This window comes from Microbacterium forte (assembly GCF_031885415.1).
Taxonomy (GTDB): Bacteria; Actinomycetota; Actinomycetes; order Actinomycetales; family Microbacteriaceae; genus Microbacterium; species Microbacterium forte.
Genome location: NZ_CP116871.1, coordinates 1,069,458 through 1,085,913 on the forward strand (window position 1 = coordinate 1,069,458; position 16,456 = coordinate 1,085,913).

Consider the following 16,456-nt stretch of genomic DNA (forward strand, 5'->3'; position numbering starts at 1 on the left):
AGGGCCGATCCATCCGGACCGGCCCCTCATCGAACTTCCTGGCTACTTCTTCTTCTTGCTCTGCGCCCGGCGCTGCTCACGGTTGCCGGCAGGTGCTGCGGGGGCCTCCGTGCGCTGGCCGAACGCACCGCGCGGAGCATCCTCGGCCTCGGCCGGCTCGGCCGGCGCCTGACGCGCGGCAGCCGCCTGACGGAGCTTCTCGGTCGCAGCCTGCTGAACCTGTCCTCGGTCGTCTCGGACCTCGACCTCGCCGGCATCGTTCGCCGCTGAGTACTCGAGGCGCTGGTCTCCGCCGCCCTCGGCGAGGCCCTTGGCCTCGACCTCGGCAGTCTGCGAGTCGCCCGCCCGGCGGACCTCGACCTCGAGGTTGTAGAGGTACCCGACGGACTCCTCCTTGATCTGACCCATCATCGACTGGAACATCGCGTAGCCCTCGCGCTGGTACTCGATGAGCGGGTCGCGCTGCGCCATCGCGCGAAGACCGATGCCGTCCTTGAGATAGTCCATCTCGTAGAGGTGATCGCGCCAGCGACGGTCGAGCACCTGGAGCACGACACGACGCTCGAGCTCACGGGTGGCCGCTTCTCCGAGCGACTCTTCGCGGGTCTCGTAGGCGATCTTCGCGTCCGAGAGCAGTTCGCGGGTCAGACCGTCCGCAGTGATACCGCCCTTGCGGCCGGCGGCCTCGGACACGACCTCGTCGATCGTCACGCTGACCGGGTAGAGCGTCTTGAGCTCCGTCCAGAGTGCGTCGAAGTCCCAGCTCTCGTTGTGCCCCTCGCCTGTGTGATCCCGCACCACGCCGCTGATCGCGTCTTCGATGAAGTGCTGCACCCGGTCGGCGATGTCGTCGCCCTGCAGGATGTGGCGACGGTCGGCGTAGATCGCCTCACGCTGACGGTTCAGGACGTCGTCGTACTTGAGGACGTTCTTTCGCATCTCAGCGTTGCGGGACTCGACCTGCGACTGGGCGCTGCGGATGGCCCGCGACACGAGACCCGACTCGATCGGGACGTCGTCGGGGAAGTTGGTTCGAGCCAGGATCGCCTCGGCGGCCCCCGACTGGAAGAGACGCATCAGGTCGTCGGTGAGGCTCAGGTAGAAGCGGCTCTCACCCGGGTCGCCCTGACGACCGGAACGGCCTCGCAGCTGATTGTCGATCCGACGCGACTCGTGGCGCTCGGTGCCCAGGACGTAGAGGCCGCCGGCCTCGATGACCTTCTCGGCCTCCTCGGCCACGATCGCCTTCATCGACTCGTAGGTCTCGTCCCACGCGACCTCGTACTCCTCGGGCGTCTCGACCGGGTCGAGCCCTCTGCCCTTGAGTTCCTGCACGGCGAGGAACTCGGCGTTGCCGCCGAGCATGATGTCGGTTCCACGGCCGGCCATGTTGGTGGCGACGGTGACGGCGCCGAGGCGTCCGGCGCGTGCCACGATCTCGGCCTCGCGCGCGTGGTTCTTCGCGTTCAGGACCTCGTGCTTGACGCCCTTCTTCGCGAGGAGTCGCGACAGGTACTCGCTCTTCTCCACGCTGACGGTGCCGACCAGCACCGGCTGGCCGCTCGCGTGGCGCTCGGCGATGTCCTCGACGACCTGGGCGAACTTGGCGGTCTCGTTCTTGTAGACCAGATCCGACTGATCCTTGCGGATCATCGGCCGGTTCGTGGGGATCGGGATGACGCCGAGCTTGTAGGTCGACATGAACTCGGCCGCCTCGGTCTCGGCGGTACCGGTCATGCCGGCGAGCTTGTCGTAGAGACGGAAATAGTTCTGCAGCGTGACGGTGGCGAGAGTCTGGTTCTCGGCCTTGACCGGCACGGCCTCCTTCGCCTCGATGGCCTGATGGATGCCCTCGTTGTAGCGGCGGCCGACCAGGATGCGGCCGGTGTGCTCGTCGACGATCATGACCTCGTCGTTCATGACGACGTAGTCGGTGTCCTTCTTGAAGAGCGCGAGAGCCTTGATCGAGTTGTTGAGGAACGAGATCAGCGGGGTGTTCGCGGACTCGTAGAGGTTGTCGATGCCGAGGTAGTCCTCGACCTTCTCGATGCCGGGTTCGAGCACGCCGACGGTGCGCTTCTTCTCGTCGACCTCGTAGTCGACGCCTGCTTCGAGGGTGCGGGCGATCTTCGCGAACTCGGCGAACCAGCGGTTGGCCTCACCTGACGAGGGGCCCGAGATGATCAACGGCGTCCGAGCCTCGTCGATGAGGATCGAGTCGACCTCGTCGACGATCGCGAAGTAGTGCTCACGCTGGACGAGGTCTTCCTTGCGCCACGCCATGTTGTCGCGAAGGTAATCGAAGCCGAACTCGTTGTTCGTCCCGTAGGTGATGTCAGACGCGTACTGCTCGCGGCGGATAGCCGGCGTCTGACCGGAGACGATGATGCCCGTCGACATGCCGAGTGCCCGGTACACGCGGCCCATGAGCTCGGCCTGGTAGCTCGCGAGGAAGTCGTTTACCGTGATCACGTGGACGCCCTCGCCCGCGATCGCATTCAGGTAAGCCGGGAATGTGGCGACCAGGGTCTTTCCCTCACCGGTCTTCATCTCGGCGATGTTGCCGAGGTGGAGTGCGGCACCACCCATGATCTGCACGTCGTACGCACGCATGCCGAGCGTGCGCTTCGCCGCCTCACGCACCGCGGCGAACGCCTCGGGCATGAGCTGGTCGAGAGACTCGCCCTTCGCGAACCGCTCGCGCAGCTCGGCGGTCTCGTTGCGCAGTTCGTCGTCCGTGAGCTTGGAGATGTCCTCTTCCAGCGCGTTCACGGCCTTGACCACCTGGTTCAGGCGACGGATGACCCGCCCTTCTCCAGCGCGCAGCAGCTTCTCAAGAGGATTCGCCACAGATGTCATCTCCCTGTCGATGGTTCCGGCGGCGCCGCTTGTCGGGCGCGTGCCAGGCATACCTTGTCATGTTACCCGTCCGTGACCTGGACGTCGTCCGCATGGCGCGCCGCCATGACGTTTCCGAGTATGTATATATTGTTCCTCGACACCGGGAGGTCCACATGTCGGTCCGACAGAGTCTGCTCGCGATCCTCGCGCAGGGCCCCTGCTACGGCTACCAGCTCCGTCACGAGTTCGACCGACGCACCGGCTCGGTCTGGCCGCTCAACGTCGGTCAGATCTACAACACGCTCGAGCGCCTCGAGCGCGACGGACTCGTCGAGCGTGGAGCCGCCGATCTGCAGGGCCACGTGTATTGGGAGATCACCGACGCCGGGTCGTTCGAGGTCGACCGTTGGCTGGCCTCCCCCGTCGCGCGGAGCCAGGCCACCCGCGACGAGCTCGCGATCAAGCTGGCCGTCGCGGCGACGCTTCCCGGCGCGGATGCGACTCGCGTGATCGAGACCCAGCGCGCGGCGTCTGAAGAGCATCTCGGGGAGCTCACCACGGCGAGGGAGTCACGCGAGGACGACAGTCCCCAGGGGCTCGCGTGGTCGCTCGTCGTCGACTCGATGATCTTCACCGCAGAGGCAGAGCTCCGCTGGCTCGACCATGTGCAGACCCGTCTCGCACAGCATCCCCAGCACGCGCTCGCTCTGGAGCTCACGACCGAGCGACCGAAGCGCGGCCGTCCGTCGAGGACAGAGGTCGCGGCGCTCGCCTGAGCGCAGTTCGCCTCAAGCGTATGCACAGCCAGTGACGTCGCCCGGGAAACTAGGATCAGTCCTATGGCTGGAATATGGGGCAGACGCAAGCGCGAGCAGGAACAACTGGCCGCACAGGACGCCGACCTGGCTCGCCGCGCAGAGCAGGCGCTCGTCTCCGCTGACGAGCGCATCAGGAGCACCTCCGACGAGTTGGCGTTCGCGGAGGCCGAGCTCGGCGAGCAGCTGACTCGGGATCTGAAGAAGGCGCTAAGCGCGGTGCGCACTCACCTGCGCGAGGCTTTTCAGCTCCACCAGCTCAACCACGACGAGATCCCCGACACTCCAGAGGAGCTCCGCACCCGCAACGCGCGGATCATGCAGCTGTGCGACTGGGCGCAGGACCTGCTCGATGAGAAGACGTCGGACCTCGCGACATCGATCTCGAAGGTGCGTCGAGCGCCCGAGGTCATCGCCCAGGTGCGAGCGGATGCCGAGACGCTGAGCGCGCGGATCCCGCAGACCAACGAGACCGTCGCCCGCCTCTCCTCGCGATACGCGGATTCGGCGATGCACCAGATCGCGGCCAGCGCCGCGGAAGCCGAGCAGCTGATCGCCTTCGCCACTCATGGCGCCGCCGTGTCGGAGCGTCGACGCGCCGCGAAGCAGAACGAGGAGGCGAACCTCGCCCTCGAGACCGCGACCGAGGCGACGCGCCGCGCCTCCGCTCTGCTGGATGCCGTCGAGGACTTCGAGATCGAGGCGCTGCGCGCGGAGTCGACCCTCGCGGAGGTCGTCGCTGACTCGCGCAGTGACCTCATCGCAGCCCGGACCGCTCCGCAGGTGCCGGCGGTCACCGCTGCGGTCTCCGCCCTCCAGGACGCACTCAGCGCACTGTCGCCCGCAGGCTCACCCGGTGACCCCTTCGCGGAACTGTCGCGGCTGCGCGAGGCGAACACCGCGCTCGACGATGCGATCGCCACCGCCCGCCACCGTGAAGCGCACCCGCTGCCCAGCATCCAGCAGGTGCAGCACGCGATCGACGACGCGGATCGTCAGCTGGGCGTCGCTCGCGGACTCATCGCAGGGCACAGGGGCTGGATCGGTGCGGATGCCCGCACTCGCCTCGCAGAGGCCGAGAGGCTGCGCGTCGATCTCTCAGACCTGCTTCCGGCGGAAGAGACCCGCGATGAAGCGCTGGCTAGCGCTCGGCGCGTCGCGCACCTCGCCTCGGAAGCCCTGCAGCTCGCGCAGCGGGACATCGATTCATCCCGTCCGCAGGACCAGGGTTGGGGTGGCGGCGACGGCTGGGGCGGAGGCGGCTGGAGCGGCGGCGGCCGACGCGGCGGGGGCAGCGACGTCGCCTCCGGGATTCTGGGCGGCCTGGTCATCGGGAGCATTCTCGACGGAATCTTCGACTGACCCGCATCCTCAGCACATGACGACGGCCCGACTCCTTCTGGAGCCGGGCCGTCGTCGTATCAGCCTCAGGAGGCGAGTGCCTCAGTGGGCGGAGCCTGCGTCTCGAGCGCGATCACACCGTAGTCCCAGCCCTTGCGGCGGTAGACGACGCTCGGGTGATCGGTGCGCACGTCGACGAACAGGAAGAAGTCGTGCCCGACCAGCTCCATCCGGTCGACGGCCTCTTCGACGGTCATCCATTCCGCTCCGAAGTTCTTGGTGCGGATGACCACCGGCGAGTAGACCTCGTCGTCGTCGTTCTGGATCGGCACAGCGCCCGTCGCGACCGCGCGAAGGACCTCCACCGATGCCGGCTGGACGTCGATGCCCTCGAGCGCACCGCTCTCCTTCTCGAAGTGCGCCCCACGCGGATGCTGGCGTCCGTCGACTCGCTTCTCCTTGGCCCGACGAAGCTGTTCGGCCATCTTGTCGACGGCCATGTCGAGTGCGACGAACTTGTCTCCGTCCGTGGCCTCGGCGCGAACGACGGGCCCCTTGCTGATGAGCGTCAGCTCGACGGTCTCATCCGGCACACGACCGTTGCGATACACCCGGTGGGTGACTTTGACATCCAGCCGCTGCGCACGGGACGCGAACGTCTGGATCTTGGCGATCTTCTCTTCGACAACGGTGCGGAATCGGTCGGTGATACCCACCCCGACGCCAACGATGCTCGTTTCCATTGCTGCCTCCTTGTCCCGGTCCTCCCGGCCAAGGGCGGACCGTGGTCGCCTTGTGACCCCCAACGGTAGTCCGCCTGACCTCCGATGTCACGGGTCATTTGCTGCGTGTCTCCGATGCGTTCGCATTCCGTTCGCCGAGACGGGGTGTCGCGGCGAGCGCGACCGCCGAGACGACCCGGGCGCCGGCCTCTCTCAGCGTGCGAGCCGCTTCATCGAAAGTCGCTCCCGTGGTCACGACGTCGTCCACGAGCACGATCGCCCCGCCCCCGGTGGCCGGTCGTGATCGCATGCTCCCCCGCACGTTCTCCGCCCTGCTCGCCGAGTCGAGTCCGCGCTGATCCGCACGTCGCCCCCTCCGCACGAGCAGGCGATCCGGCGCCGCACCCGCCCGCCTGATCAGCAGATCGGGAACCCGGTACCCCCGTCGTCGGAACGCACTCTGCGACGTGGGGATCGGCACCAGACGCACCGGGTCATCGAGCTCGGCCTGCGCATCGACGACGCCCGCGAGAACCTCACCCAACGCCGCTCCGAGCGGGCGCGCGAGCATCGTCTCGCCGTCATCCTTGAGCCTGCGGATGCACCGGGACGCGATGGACTCGAACGGCATGGCGGCCCGGACGAGCAGGCCGCTCGGCGTGCGTCGCATCAAGGGCGCTGCTCGGATGCCCTCTCGACACGCGTCGCACAGCATCGTCTCAGGGCGACCGCAGCCTGCGCAGGTCGCTGCGAGCAGCAGAGCGAGCACCTCCACACCGATGGCACGGGCGAGCGGATCCGAGAGCATCCGTCGATCCTGCCGCACCGGCCGAGGCCTCTTGACCGCAGCCCTGTGCGGAACCCGCCGGCTGTGAGTGCTCAGCCCTCACAGGCCCGCCGTGCAGAGGCAGTCGCGCTCAGTGACCTGCTCGGGTGGCGAGAAGCGAGACTCCCGTGACCGATTCGCTCCACGCCGACCCGGTTCGCGCGAACACAGCACCCTCGGCGCCGAGGACCCGCAGGCCGGTGGCGGCTCGCGCACCCGCGATCGACACCGCGCCCGTCGGGCCGACCTCGGTCTCGCCCGGCCCTCCGACCACCTGCGTGACGACCATCCGGTCGCCCGGGTCGGTCAGCAGGCCCAGGCGGTCGGCCCCCAGCCAGACCAGCCCCACGGCGCTGCCGTCGAGCTGCGCGATCGGCTCGGTCGGGCCGAGTTCGGTGGGCAGTCCTGTCTCGTCGCGGATCACCGAGGAGACGACGATCCAGCGTTCTCCTCCGATCACGACGACTGCAGCCACTCGGGCGCCATCGGCGGAGACTCGGATGGCGGAGACCGTCGACGCCTCGGGCCACGCGCCCGCGATGGTCTGCGGGGCGACGTCGCTCCCGATCGCCTGCAGAGCGGCAGGCGCATTCGAGGGCACCGACCAGGTGTAGTCGTAGGGGTCCAGCGACGGCCGCACCAGCGACGGGCGCGCATCCAGTTCATCGAAGCCGCCGTCTCCAGCGAGCCACACATGCCCGTCGATCAGCTGCACGGCCGCGCGAGAGCTGTCGACCGACACGTCGATCGCTGTGACCGGCTGACCCGCGTTGAGGATCTGATCCGTGACACCCGGGATCGGGGTGATCTCGCCACCCACCAGCATCCCGAACGTCCCGTCCTTGATCACGAGACTGCCTGCATCCGCCGTATCGGTCACGACCTCGACGACACCGGCTTCCAACGCCCGCCCGTCGACCGTGAAACGCACCTGGTCGATCTGCACCCCCGCAGCGACGAGGGTGGCCTGAAGCTGCGTGCGCATGCGTGCGAGGGTCGTGGGGTCGAGACCGAGGGCCGCTCGGTTCAGTGCGACATCGGCGATCTGATCCGGGTCGATCGGAACGGCGTCGCGGGCGAGCTGCACTTCCTGTGGGAACGCGCTCTGCACGGCGGGGTCGAGCCACGGCCGCGGTGCCCCGCCGATCAGCGACTGCGCGATGGTCGTGGCGACCGTGGCGCGTCTGGGGAACCAGCGCACGTCGGGCACGAGACGCTCCCAGGTCTGGTCGAAGTACTGCAGTGCGTAGTCGTCATAGACCCGCGCGAACCTCGACTCGTCGATCACCACACCGTCCGGAGCCTCGGCGATCCGCCACTGGCCCTTCGTGCGCTCGACCACGAAGGCGGAGTTGGAGGCGCCGAAGGCCTCGGAGTAGGCCCCGGTCGCGTCGACGCTGGCTATCTGGTCGAAGGCGACTCGCACGTCGGCGGTGTCTCCGTCCTCCGCCTCGCTGTCGTCCTCGACGTTCGAGACGAACGAACGCGTCGCGGCGCTCACGTCGATCGACACCCCGGTGTTCGGACGCCAGGTCGACGCGAGTTCCGGGGTGAGGAATCTCCGAGCGGTGTCCCAGTTGTCAGCGGGAGTGATCGCCGCTTCCATGAAGCCCTCGACGATCTCCTCCGGGCCTGCGCCGTCGACGGGATCTGAGGCGAGCGGGAGGAAGTCCTGACCCTCCGGGGACGCCCCGAGCGGATTGCCCCTCTGTACGTCTCCGGTCGTCGGGAGTCCCGTGCACGCAGACAGGAGAAGCGCAGCTGTCGCGATAGCGAGCCCGCGCAGCGTGCGTCGGGTCCTGGCCGTCATTCGATGCTCCCTCGATCGAAGAGCTCGGCCGGAACGTCGGCGAGCTGGATCGGCTGCGTGGCGTCGCCGGGTTCTCCGAGACGCTCCTGAGGCTCGATGGGGATGGGCGAAGGGCCCTCCGTCGCGTCACCCCGACGAGGCAGTGTCAGCACGAAGTTCGTGCCGACCCCGAGCTCGGACCAGACATCGAGCGATCCACCGTGCAGAGTCGCGTCGCCGAGCGCGATCGACAGTCCGAGCCCCGTGCCCCCCAGCGTGCGCTGGCGAGAGGGGTCCGCCCGCCAGAATCTGTCGAACACCCGCTCCGCATCGGCCGGATCCATGCCGAGACCGAAGTCCCGGACACCGGCGGCCACGGCGTGCTGGTTGCTGTCGACGGTGACCACGATCGGCCTGCCCTCGCCGTGCTCGATCGCGTTGCCGATCAGGTTGCGAAGCACTCGGCGCACACGCCGCGGATCCATGTCGACCGGCGAGTACCCGCCCGGTGCCACGAGCCTCAGCTCGCTGCCCCGGTCGTCGGCGAGAGGCTGCATCTGCTCGATGATGTCCTCGGCGAGATGCGCGAGACTCGTGGCCTCGAGTTCGAGCTGCACGGAGCCCGCGTCGTAGCGACTGATCTCGAGCAGGTCCGACAGCAGAGTCTCGAACCGCTGCACCTGCGTGTGGAGGAGTTCGGTGGTGCGTGCGGTCGTCGGGTCGAAGGCACCCCGCTGGTCGTTCAGCATGTCGGCCGCGAGACGGATCGTGGTGAGCGGAGTCCGCAACTCGTGCGACACATCCGACACGAAGCGCTGCTGCACGAGCGACAGCTCGCCCAGTTCTTTGATCTGGGACTCGATGCTGTCGGCCATGGCGTTGAAGGAGCGTCCGAGCGTGGCGATCTCATCTTCGCCGTGCACGTCGATGCGGACTCCGAGGTCGCCCGAGGCCAGTCGCGCGCTCGTCTCGGCGGCCTCGACGATGGGGGTCGACACCGTGCGGAGAACGATGAAGGAGATCGCGGCGACGATGGCGACGAGGCCGATGCCGGCGACCCAGAGGGTGCGCTGCACGAACAGCAGGGTGTTGTCGGCATCGGCCAGGTCGTAGGCGAAGTAGATCGCGAACGGACCGGCCTCGGGCACTCGCAGCTGCTGGCCGACGATGATCCCTGGGACTTCCCGACCGCCGACCTCGAGCGACACGGACTGCCACGACTGCCAATCGTCGAACTCGACCACCCTGTTTCTCAGCCCGGAGCTGATCAGATTGTCGCTGAGCCCTGCGGTGAAGCCGTTGAGCGGGATGTCCGGGTCGACCTCCATGCGGAATCCGGCGAGGCCCTCGGCCGTCGAATTGCGTCCCAGGTCTTCCTGCACGCTGTCCCAGAGTTCGGGGAGGGCGGCCGGATCGTCGCCGAGCGCAGTGGCGTCGAGGGTCGCCTGAGCCTGATTCACCGAGCGCGCCGCATCTTCGAGCGCTTCGTTCTTGCGCGACTCGAAGAGATCGCTCTGGATCACGAGCGCCATGGTCACGCAGGTGATCAGGATCGCCGTCGACGTCAGCAGAAGCGTGATCGTCAGCGTTCGGAACCGCAGGGAACTGCGCCACAGCGCCCGGAGGACGGTCGGCCAACCACGCCAGTCGCGGATGACAGCGACCGCCGTGGTGGTCGCTGTGGTCGCGGCCATCGTGGTCCTAGCCCGCGCCCCCGGCACGGTAGCCGACGCCCCGCACCGTCATGACGATCTTGGGGTTGTCCGGGTCGAGCTCGACCTTCGCCCGCAGGCGCTGCACGTGCACGTTCACCAGGCGCGTGTCGGCCTTGTAGTGATAGCCCCAGACCTGCTCGAGCAGCATCTCTCGCGAGAACACCTGCTGCGGCTTCGAAGCCAGCGCGACGAGCAGCTGGAACTCCAGAGGTGTCAGGGCGATGGGAGCCGTGCCACGGCGCACCTCATGGGCATCGACGTCGACGGTGAGGTCTCCCACTCGCAGCTGCTCCCCCACGTTCTGCGACGTAGGCCTCAACCGCGTACGGATGCGCGCGACGAGCTCCTTCGGGTTGAAGGGCTTGACGATGTAGTCGTCGGCTCCGACCTCGAGCCCTCGCACCACATCTGCCGTGTCGCTGCGGGCGGTGAGCATGATCACAGGGACGCCGGATTCGGCGCGGATCCGGGAGCAGATCTCGATGCCGTCCATGCCTGGAAGCATCAGGTCGAGCAGCACGAGGTCCGGGCGCTGTGCGCGCCATTCATCGACCGCCCGCGCACCGTCGGCGCAGAACACCGGCTCGAAGCCCTCGGTGCGCAGCACGATGCCGATCATCTCGGCGAGCGCGGTGTCGTCGTCGACCACAAGAATGCGTGAGGTCATAACTGTTACCTTATGGCACTCAGTACCACAGCCCCCATGTCTACGCGCCGACGGGTCTTGTGACACGATGGGAGCGCACGACGGAGGGAGTGCCGGTGAGCGGCCAGACGTGGACCCCTGCCCCGAAGAAGGGCATCATCCCCCTGCATCCGCTGACATTCGGGATGCTGCTGAGCAAGTCGTTCGTCGCGCTGCGGCACAACCCCAAGGTCCTCTTCGGCTTCGGGGTCGTGATCCAGCTGGCGGTCGTCGTGCTGAGCGCCACGGTGATGGGCTTCGTGTTCGTCACCACGTTCACGCGACTCGAGTCGCTGTCGCCCTCCTCTGCGGACTTCGAGGCCGTGTTCGCAGGCACCATCGCGATGAACATCGTCGCGGGCATCGCCGTGGGCCTCGCATCCGTCGCCTTCACCGCCCTGATGCAGGGCGTCGTCGCAGCCGAGGTCGGCTTCGCCGCGATCGGGGTGAAGGCGAGCCTCAAGACCCTCTGGCGCAAGATGATCCCGTCGTTCTGGCGGCTCGCGGCGTTCGCGTCGCTCTCTGTCATCTTCGTCTTCGGCGTGATCGTGATCCTCTTCGTCATCATCGCCGGCTTCGTCGCGAGTGGGCTCGGCGGTTCCGTCGAAGCCATCGGCGGCATCGTCATCCTCATCGTGGTCCTGCTGCTCGCCATCGTTCCCCTCATGGTCTGGCTCACGACCAAACTGCTCCTCGTGCCGTCGATCCTCGTGCTCGAGCGAGCGAAGTTCCGCGATGCGCTCGTGCGCTCGTGGCGCCTCACCCGCGGGCGTTTCTGGATCGCCTGGGGAGTCACCTTCCTCATCGGCGCCATCATGGGTGTGGCGATGCAGCTCGTGAATCTGCCCGTCTCACTGGTGAGCTCGATGCTCGGGTCGACCATCGCTCCGACCGGCTCTGCCGACACCGCGGCGATCATGGGGTTCGTCTTCGCGCTCCTCGCCCCGCAGATCCTGCTGCTCGTGCTGCAGGCCATCACCCTCGTGGTGCAGAGCACCGCCGGGACCCTGGTGTATCTCGACAGCCGGATGCGGTACGAGGGTCTCGATCAGGCGCTGATCAGTCACGTCGAGAGACGCGATCTCGGATGGACGGACGAGCAGCTCGGCGATCCGTTCGCCGTCGATCCGGCACGCGCCGTCTCGAGCGCTCCGCCGCCGAAGCAGATCCCGGAATGGGCCACGATGACGGCCGCCGGTTATGAGATGCCGCAGTACCCGGCACAGCCATACCCCGCGCAGCAGTACTCAGGGCAGCCGCCCTACCCCCAGCAATACCCGGGGCCGCAATACCCGGCGCCGCAGTACCCGGCGCAGCCCTACCCGGCGCAGCAGAACTCAGGGCGGCCGCCCTACGCTCAGCAGTACCCGGCGCAGCAGTACCCAGCGCAGTCGCCGTATCCGGGAGCGGTCGCACCTGCCCCGCCTCAGTCGCCCGCGGGCGCCTCGGCGCCGCCCGCGTCCTCGCCCCCTGCTGCTCCCCCGGCTCCTGCGGCTTCGCCGGCTTCCCCCGACGAATCCACCTGGGCCGCGCCCGGAGCCGGCAGCGAAGGACCTGCATGATCCGCTCGCTCGACGACGTGTGGGTCCCCGACGGAGACGATGCGCGGCAATGGGCTGAGCAGGAGCTCTCCGATCCGCGCTACGCCGATGCGAAGCCCACCTGGTTCGACCTCGTCGCGCGTGACATCGGACGATTCCTCGCCGACCTGTTCAGCTCCGACAACGGCGCCAGCGTGGGGCCCTCCGCCTTGATCATCGTGAGCATCGTCGTCTTCAGCGCCCTCGTGGCGGCGCTCATCATCTGGGGCCGCCCGCGCCGCGCCCAGGCTGTCCGTCGGCCCGGGTCCGGCCTCCTCGGCGCGGACGACGACCGCTCGGCCGCGCAGCTGCGAGCCGATGCCGATCGCTGTGCACGCGGAGGCGACTGGGACGAGGCGACCATCCTGCGATTCCGCGCGCTCGCCCGAGGTCTTCTCGAGCGCGACCTCATCGATCCCTCCCCGGGAGCGACCGCGCAGGCGATCGCGCGCGAGGTCTCGGTCGTGTTCCCTGCGGAGACGACACCGGTGCGCCAGGCTGCGATCTCCTTCGACGACGTGCGCTACCTCCGGCATCCCGCGACTGCTGAGCGCTACGCCGAGCTCGCGGCCACCGACGACCGTCTGAGTGCGCTGCGCCCAGAGGCGGTGCCCGCGTGAGCGTGGTCGAGCAGCGCGATGCCCCGACGTCGACGGCCGAACGCGCGCCTCGCGGCAGAAGATCCCGGTCGCTGCTCGGGTGGGCGATCGTCGTGGCGCTCGTTCTCGGCGGCGTCTTCGTGGCGATACAGGTCGGCGTGCGCATGCCCGATCAACGCGGCTCACTCGATCCGGAGAGCGTGGGCGATTCCGGAGCCATGGCCATCGCCCGGATCCTGGAGGACAACGGCGTCGAGGTCTCGGTGTTCCGCTCGCGGAACGAGGCGCGAGCTGCGCTCGACGACGACGCCACACTCGTGATGGCCAATCCCTATACGCTCTCCGACGACGGGATCTCCGAGCTGATCGAACCGGCCCAGCGAGTCGTGTTCCTCTCGAGCAGCACTCATCTGCTGACCCTTCTGCGCATCGGCGAGAACGCCACGCCGGACTCGACTCCGGTGCCGGCCGACTGCGACGCCCCCGAGTTCGCGGATGTCGGCACCATCCGCCCTGATCGACTGTTCACGCCGGCAGACGGCGTGGAGGGCTGCTTCGGCGCGGGCGACGCGGCGGCCGTGCTCATCGACGAGACCGACGGCAAGACGCACGCCGTCGTCGAGGGCGCGCGTCTCTTCAGCAACGCCTACCTCGCGGAAGACGGGAACGCCGCCCTCGGACTCGCTCTGCTCGGTCAGACCGACCGGGTCGTCTGGTACGTGCCCAGCTTCGACGACACCGACATCGAAGGCGAGACCGACGACACGCTCGGCTCGCTCACGCCCGGGTGGGTGACGCCCGCCATCCTGCTGCTCATGATCGCCGGCGTCGCAGCAGCGCTGTGGCGCGGACAGCGCTTCGGACCTCTCGTCGCCGAGACTCTTCCGGTGACCGTGCGCGCCTCGGAGACGATGCACGGACGGGCGCGCTTGACAGCGAAGGCAGGCGACGCCGCGCATGCGGCCGAGGCGATCCGCGACGGCAGCAGGCGTCGGCTCGCGCGCAGGCTCGGACTCGCCGTGACCGCGGGCGCCGAGGAGGTCGCGGATGCCGCGGCCGATCGGCTGCGCATCCCCCGTGGATCTCTGCACGACCTGCTCGGGGGTGCGACGCCTTCCGATGATCCATCGCTGATCGACCTCGCGCGGCGCCTGCAAGAGCTCGAGAGCGCGGTCGACGCCTCCTCCTTCACGGAGCGGAGATCCGAATGATCCGCCGAACCCACCGAACCGCCGTCCATCCATCCGAACGGAAGCCGAGGACACCACGTGACCGCTGAGACATTCAACGACGCCGAACTGCGTCAGGCCATGCACCGTGTGCGCACGGAGGTCGACAAGGCTGTCGTCGGCCAGGCGGGCACCGTGACCGGCCTGCTGGTGTCGCTGCTGGCACGAGGACACGTGCTGCTCGAAGGCGTGCCGGGAGTGGCGAAGACGCTGGTCGTGCGCTCGTTCGCGCGAGCGCTGGGCCTCGACACGAAGCGCGTGCAGTTCACGCCCGACCTCATGCCCGGCGACGTCACCGGCTCGCTCGTGTACGACGCCAGGACGGGCGAGTTCGACTTCCGTGCGGGCCCGGTGTTCACGAACATCCTGCTCGCCGACGAGATCAACCGCACGCCCCCGAAGACGCAGGCCGCCCTGCTGGAGGCGATGGAGGAGCGGCAGGTGTCCGCCGACGGCGTCAGCCGCCCACTGCCCGATCCGTTCCTCGTCGCGGCGACGCAGAACCCGATCGAGCACGAGGGCACCTACTCGCTTCCGGAGGCGCAGCTCGACCGCTTCCTCATGAAGCTCGTCGTGGGAATGCCTGAGCGGGACGCCGAAGTGTCGGTGCTCCGCAAGCACGCGTCGGGCTTCTCGCCTCGCGAGCTCACCGGCGTCGAGGCCACCGTCTCCGCCGACGAGATCCGGGCGGCGCAGGATGCAGCCGGGCGCGTCGAGGTCACCGATGACGTCCTCGGCTACGTCGTCGATCTCGCCAGGGCGACGCGCCAGTCGCCATCGGTCGAGCTCGGCGCGAGTCCTCGCGCCTCGACGGGCCTGCTGGCCGCCGCGAAGGCGTGGGCGTGGCTCAACGCATCGACCGCGGTCACCCCTGATCACGTGCAGACCATGCTCGTGCCGGTCTGGCGACACCGACTGCAGCTGCGTCCGGACGCGCAGATGGAGGGCGTGTCGGCGGATGCCGTGCTCACGTCCGTCGTGCAGCAGACCAGGGTGCCGATCTAGGTGTTCGTCACCGGCCGTCTCGCGCTTGCCGTCGCCGTCGGCATCGTCCCGCTCGTCCTCGCCGGGCTCGCGGAGTTCCCGCCGTATGCCGCGCTGGGCATCTGGGTGCTGCTGTGCGTGCTGCTGGTGGTGCTGGACGTACTGCTGGCACCGAGCCCTCGGTCCGTCGTCGTGACGAGGCGCGTGCCGGCCCGCGCCCGGATCGGAGAACTGGTTCCGGTGAGCGTCGCGCTGCAGAATCAGGGCAGCCGCACCCTGCACGCGGTGATCCGTGATGCATGGCAGCCGACGGCGGGCGCGGGCGAGGCGCGTCAGCGACTCAGCATCCCACCGGGCGAACGGCGACGCGTCTCGATGCCGCTGCTTCCCCGGCGTCGAGGGGAGCTCGCAAGCGAGTTCGTGATGATCCGGTCGCGGGGTCCGCTCGGCCTCGCCGGACGGCAGGCCCGCCACACGGTGCGGGGAACCGTCCGGGTGCTCCCCGCCTTCTCGTCGCGCAAGCACCTGCCTTCGCGGCTGGCACGGCTGCGGGAGCTGGACGGCAACACGAGCATCCAGGTGCGCGGTCAGGGGACCGAGTTCGACTCTCTGCGGGAGTATGTCCGGGGCGACGACGTACGGTCCATCGACTGGCGGGCGACCGCCCGGGCGGGAACCACGATGCTGAGGACGTGGCGACCCGAGCGCGACCGCCACGTCGTGATCATCATCGATACGGGGCGCACCGCGGCTGCGCGCGTCGGCGACGGAACGAGAGTGGACGCTGCCCTCGAGGCATCGCTTCTGCTCGCTGCCCTCGCGGCGCGAGCGGGTGACCACGTGCATCTGCTCATGTACGACCGTGTCGTGCGGGCTCGAGTCACCGGCGTCGACGGCGCCGCGCTTCTGCCCGCCCTGACGGACGCGATGGCCCCGGTGCACGCCCGCCTCGTCGACACCGACTGGCCGGGCGCGTTCGCCGCGGTTCGCACCCTCACGACCCGCCCCGCGCTGATCGTCGTGCTGACCGCACAGGATGCCGCTGAGTCGGCACGCGGATTCCTCGGCGCCTTCCCCGATGCGAGCAGGGCGACGTCCATCCTCGTCGGATCCGTCACGGACGACGGCATCGCGGATCTCGCGATGCAGCGTGGTTCGCGCGAGGAGATCTACCTCGCGGCCGCCGCTGAACGCACCATGCGCGACGCGGAGAACGTGGCCGATGCGGTGCGTCGCGCCGGAGGCGAGGCCATCGCCGCCGATCCTGAGACGCTGCCGCCTCGGATCGCCGACCGATACCTCGAGCTGAAGGCCTCAGGGCGGCTGTGAG

Annotated in this window: 13 protein-coding genes; 7 read left to right on the forward strand and 6 right to left on the reverse strand. The window is 68.5% G+C overall.

Annotated features, from left to right (window positions below; all coding sequences use genetic code 11):
* Positions 1-42: 42 nt before the first annotated feature.
* On the reverse strand, positions 43-2,850 hold the full coding sequence (gene secA / locus OB895_RS05345) for a preprotein translocase subunit SecA (RefSeq protein ID WP_079113950.1): 2,808 nt from the start codon (positions 2,848-2,850) through the stop codon (positions 43-45).
* 164 nt (positions 2,851-3,014) lie between these two features.
* Between secA and OB895_RS05350 the strand changes: the two genes are divergently transcribed.
* Both OB895_RS05350 and OB895_RS05355 read left to right on the forward strand, forming a co-directional pair.
* Complete coding sequence (locus tag OB895_RS05350; RefSeq protein WP_079112593.1) at positions 3,015-3,617, forward strand: PadR family transcriptional regulator; 603 nt, start codon at positions 3,015-3,017, stop codon at positions 3,615-3,617.
* 63 nt (positions 3,618-3,680) lie between these two features.
* A complete protein-coding gene (locus OB895_RS05355; RefSeq protein WP_079112592.1) occupies positions 3,681-5,018 on the forward strand; it encodes a coiled-coil domain-containing protein in 1,338 nt (445 codons plus the stop codon).
* 65 nt (positions 5,019-5,083) lie between these two features.
* Here the strand turns inward: OB895_RS05355 and hpf are convergent, their stop codons facing one another.
* The 5 genes from hpf to mtrA all read right to left on the reverse strand — a co-directional run bounded on the left by hpf (position 5,084) and on the right by mtrA (position 10,716).
* Positions 5,084-5,740, reverse strand: a complete 657-nt coding sequence (gene hpf, locus OB895_RS05360; protein WP_079112591.1) for a ribosome hibernation-promoting factor, HPF/YfiA family — start codon at positions 5,738-5,740, stop codon at positions 5,084-5,086.
* 94 nt (positions 5,741-5,834) lie between these two features.
* Positions 5,835-6,527: a ComF family protein gene (locus tag OB895_RS05365; RefSeq protein ID WP_079112590.1), complete on the reverse strand. Its 693-nt coding sequence runs from the start codon at positions 6,525-6,527 to the stop codon at positions 5,835-5,837.
* A 109-nt stretch (positions 6,528-6,636) separates the two neighbouring features.
* Entirely contained in the window at positions 6,637-8,355 is a 1,719-nt protein-coding gene (locus OB895_RS05370) for an LpqB family beta-propeller domain-containing protein (RefSeq protein ID WP_042541927.1), read from the reverse strand.
* Positions 8,352-10,028, reverse strand: coding sequence for an MtrAB system histidine kinase MtrB (mtrB, locus tag OB895_RS05375; RefSeq protein ID WP_042541928.1), 1,677 nt, complete (start codon positions 10,026-10,028; stop codon positions 8,352-8,354). Before mtrB ends, OB895_RS05370 begins: the two co-directional genes overlap by 4 nt.
* 7 nt (positions 10,029-10,035) lie before the next feature.
* On the reverse strand, positions 10,036-10,716 hold the full coding sequence (gene mtrA / locus OB895_RS05380) for an MtrAB system response regulator MtrA (RefSeq protein WP_042541929.1): 681 nt from the start codon (positions 10,714-10,716) through the stop codon (positions 10,036-10,038).
* 95 nt (positions 10,717-10,811) lie between these two features.
* Here mtrA and OB895_RS05385 point away from each other — a divergent pair, with 95 nt between their 5' ends.
* The 5 genes from OB895_RS05385 to OB895_RS05405 all read left to right on the forward strand — a co-directional run bounded on the left by OB895_RS05385 (position 10,812) and on the right by OB895_RS05405 (position 16,455).
* Positions 10,812-12,296, forward strand: a complete 1,485-nt coding sequence (locus OB895_RS05385; RefSeq protein ID WP_079113949.1) for a DUF7847 domain-containing protein — start codon at positions 10,812-10,814, stop codon at positions 12,294-12,296.
* Positions 12,293-12,934, forward strand: coding sequence for a DUF4129 domain-containing protein (locus tag OB895_RS05390; RefSeq protein WP_079112588.1), 642 nt, complete (start codon positions 12,293-12,295; stop codon positions 12,932-12,934). The genes OB895_RS05385 and OB895_RS05390 overlap by 4 nt, the downstream gene beginning before the upstream one ends.
* Positions 12,931-14,124, forward strand: coding sequence for a DUF4350 domain-containing protein (locus tag OB895_RS05395; protein WP_153302159.1), 1,194 nt, complete (start codon positions 12,931-12,933; stop codon positions 14,122-14,124). Before OB895_RS05390 ends, OB895_RS05395 begins: the two co-directional genes overlap by 4 nt.
* Before the next feature lie 99 nt (positions 14,125-14,223).
* Positions 14,224-15,147 (forward strand): AAA family ATPase, encoded by a 924-nt coding sequence (locus tag OB895_RS05400; protein ID WP_042542171.1) that lies wholly within the window; start codon positions 14,224-14,226, stop codon positions 15,145-15,147.
* Positions 15,148-16,455: a DUF58 domain-containing protein gene (locus OB895_RS05405; RefSeq protein ID WP_042541931.1), complete on the forward strand. Its 1,308-nt coding sequence runs from the start codon at positions 15,148-15,150 to the stop codon at positions 16,453-16,455. It begins immediately after the preceding gene.
* Position 16,456: the final 1 nt, after the last annotated feature.

Bases quoted from the DNA above. Each gene is read 5' to 3' on its own strand.
- OB895_RS05350 (WP_079112593.1), top strand. From the start codon at position 3,015: ATGTCGGTCCGACAGAGTCTGCTCGCGATCCTCGCGCAGGGCCCCTGC.
- OB895_RS05355 (WP_079112592.1), top strand. From the start codon at position 3,681: ATGGCTGGAATATGGGGCAGACGCAAGCGCGAGCAGGAACAACTGGCC.
- hpf (WP_079112591.1), bottom strand. From the start codon at position 5,740: ATGGAAACGAGCATCGTTGGCGTCGGGGTGGGTATCACCGACCGATTC.
- OB895_RS05365 (WP_079112590.1), bottom strand. From the start codon at position 6,527: ATGCTCTCGGATCCGCTCGCCCGTGCCATCGGTGTGGAGGTGCTCGCT.
- OB895_RS05370 (WP_042541927.1), bottom strand. From the start codon at position 8,355: ATGACGGCCAGGACCCGACGCACGCTGCGCGGGCTCGCTATCGCGACA.
- mtrB (WP_042541928.1), bottom strand. From the start codon at position 10,028: ATGGCCGCGACCACAGCGACCACCACGGCGGTCGCTGTCATCCGCGAC.
- mtrA (WP_042541929.1), bottom strand. From the start codon at position 10,716: ATGACCTCACGCATTCTTGTGGTCGACGACGACACCGCGCTCGCCGAG.
- OB895_RS05390 (WP_079112588.1), top strand. From the start codon at position 12,293: ATGATCCGCTCGCTCGACGACGTGTGGGTCCCCGACGGAGACGATGCG.
- OB895_RS05400 (WP_042542171.1), top strand. From the start codon at position 14,224: ATGCACCGTGTGCGCACGGAGGTCGACAAGGCTGTCGTCGGCCAGGCG.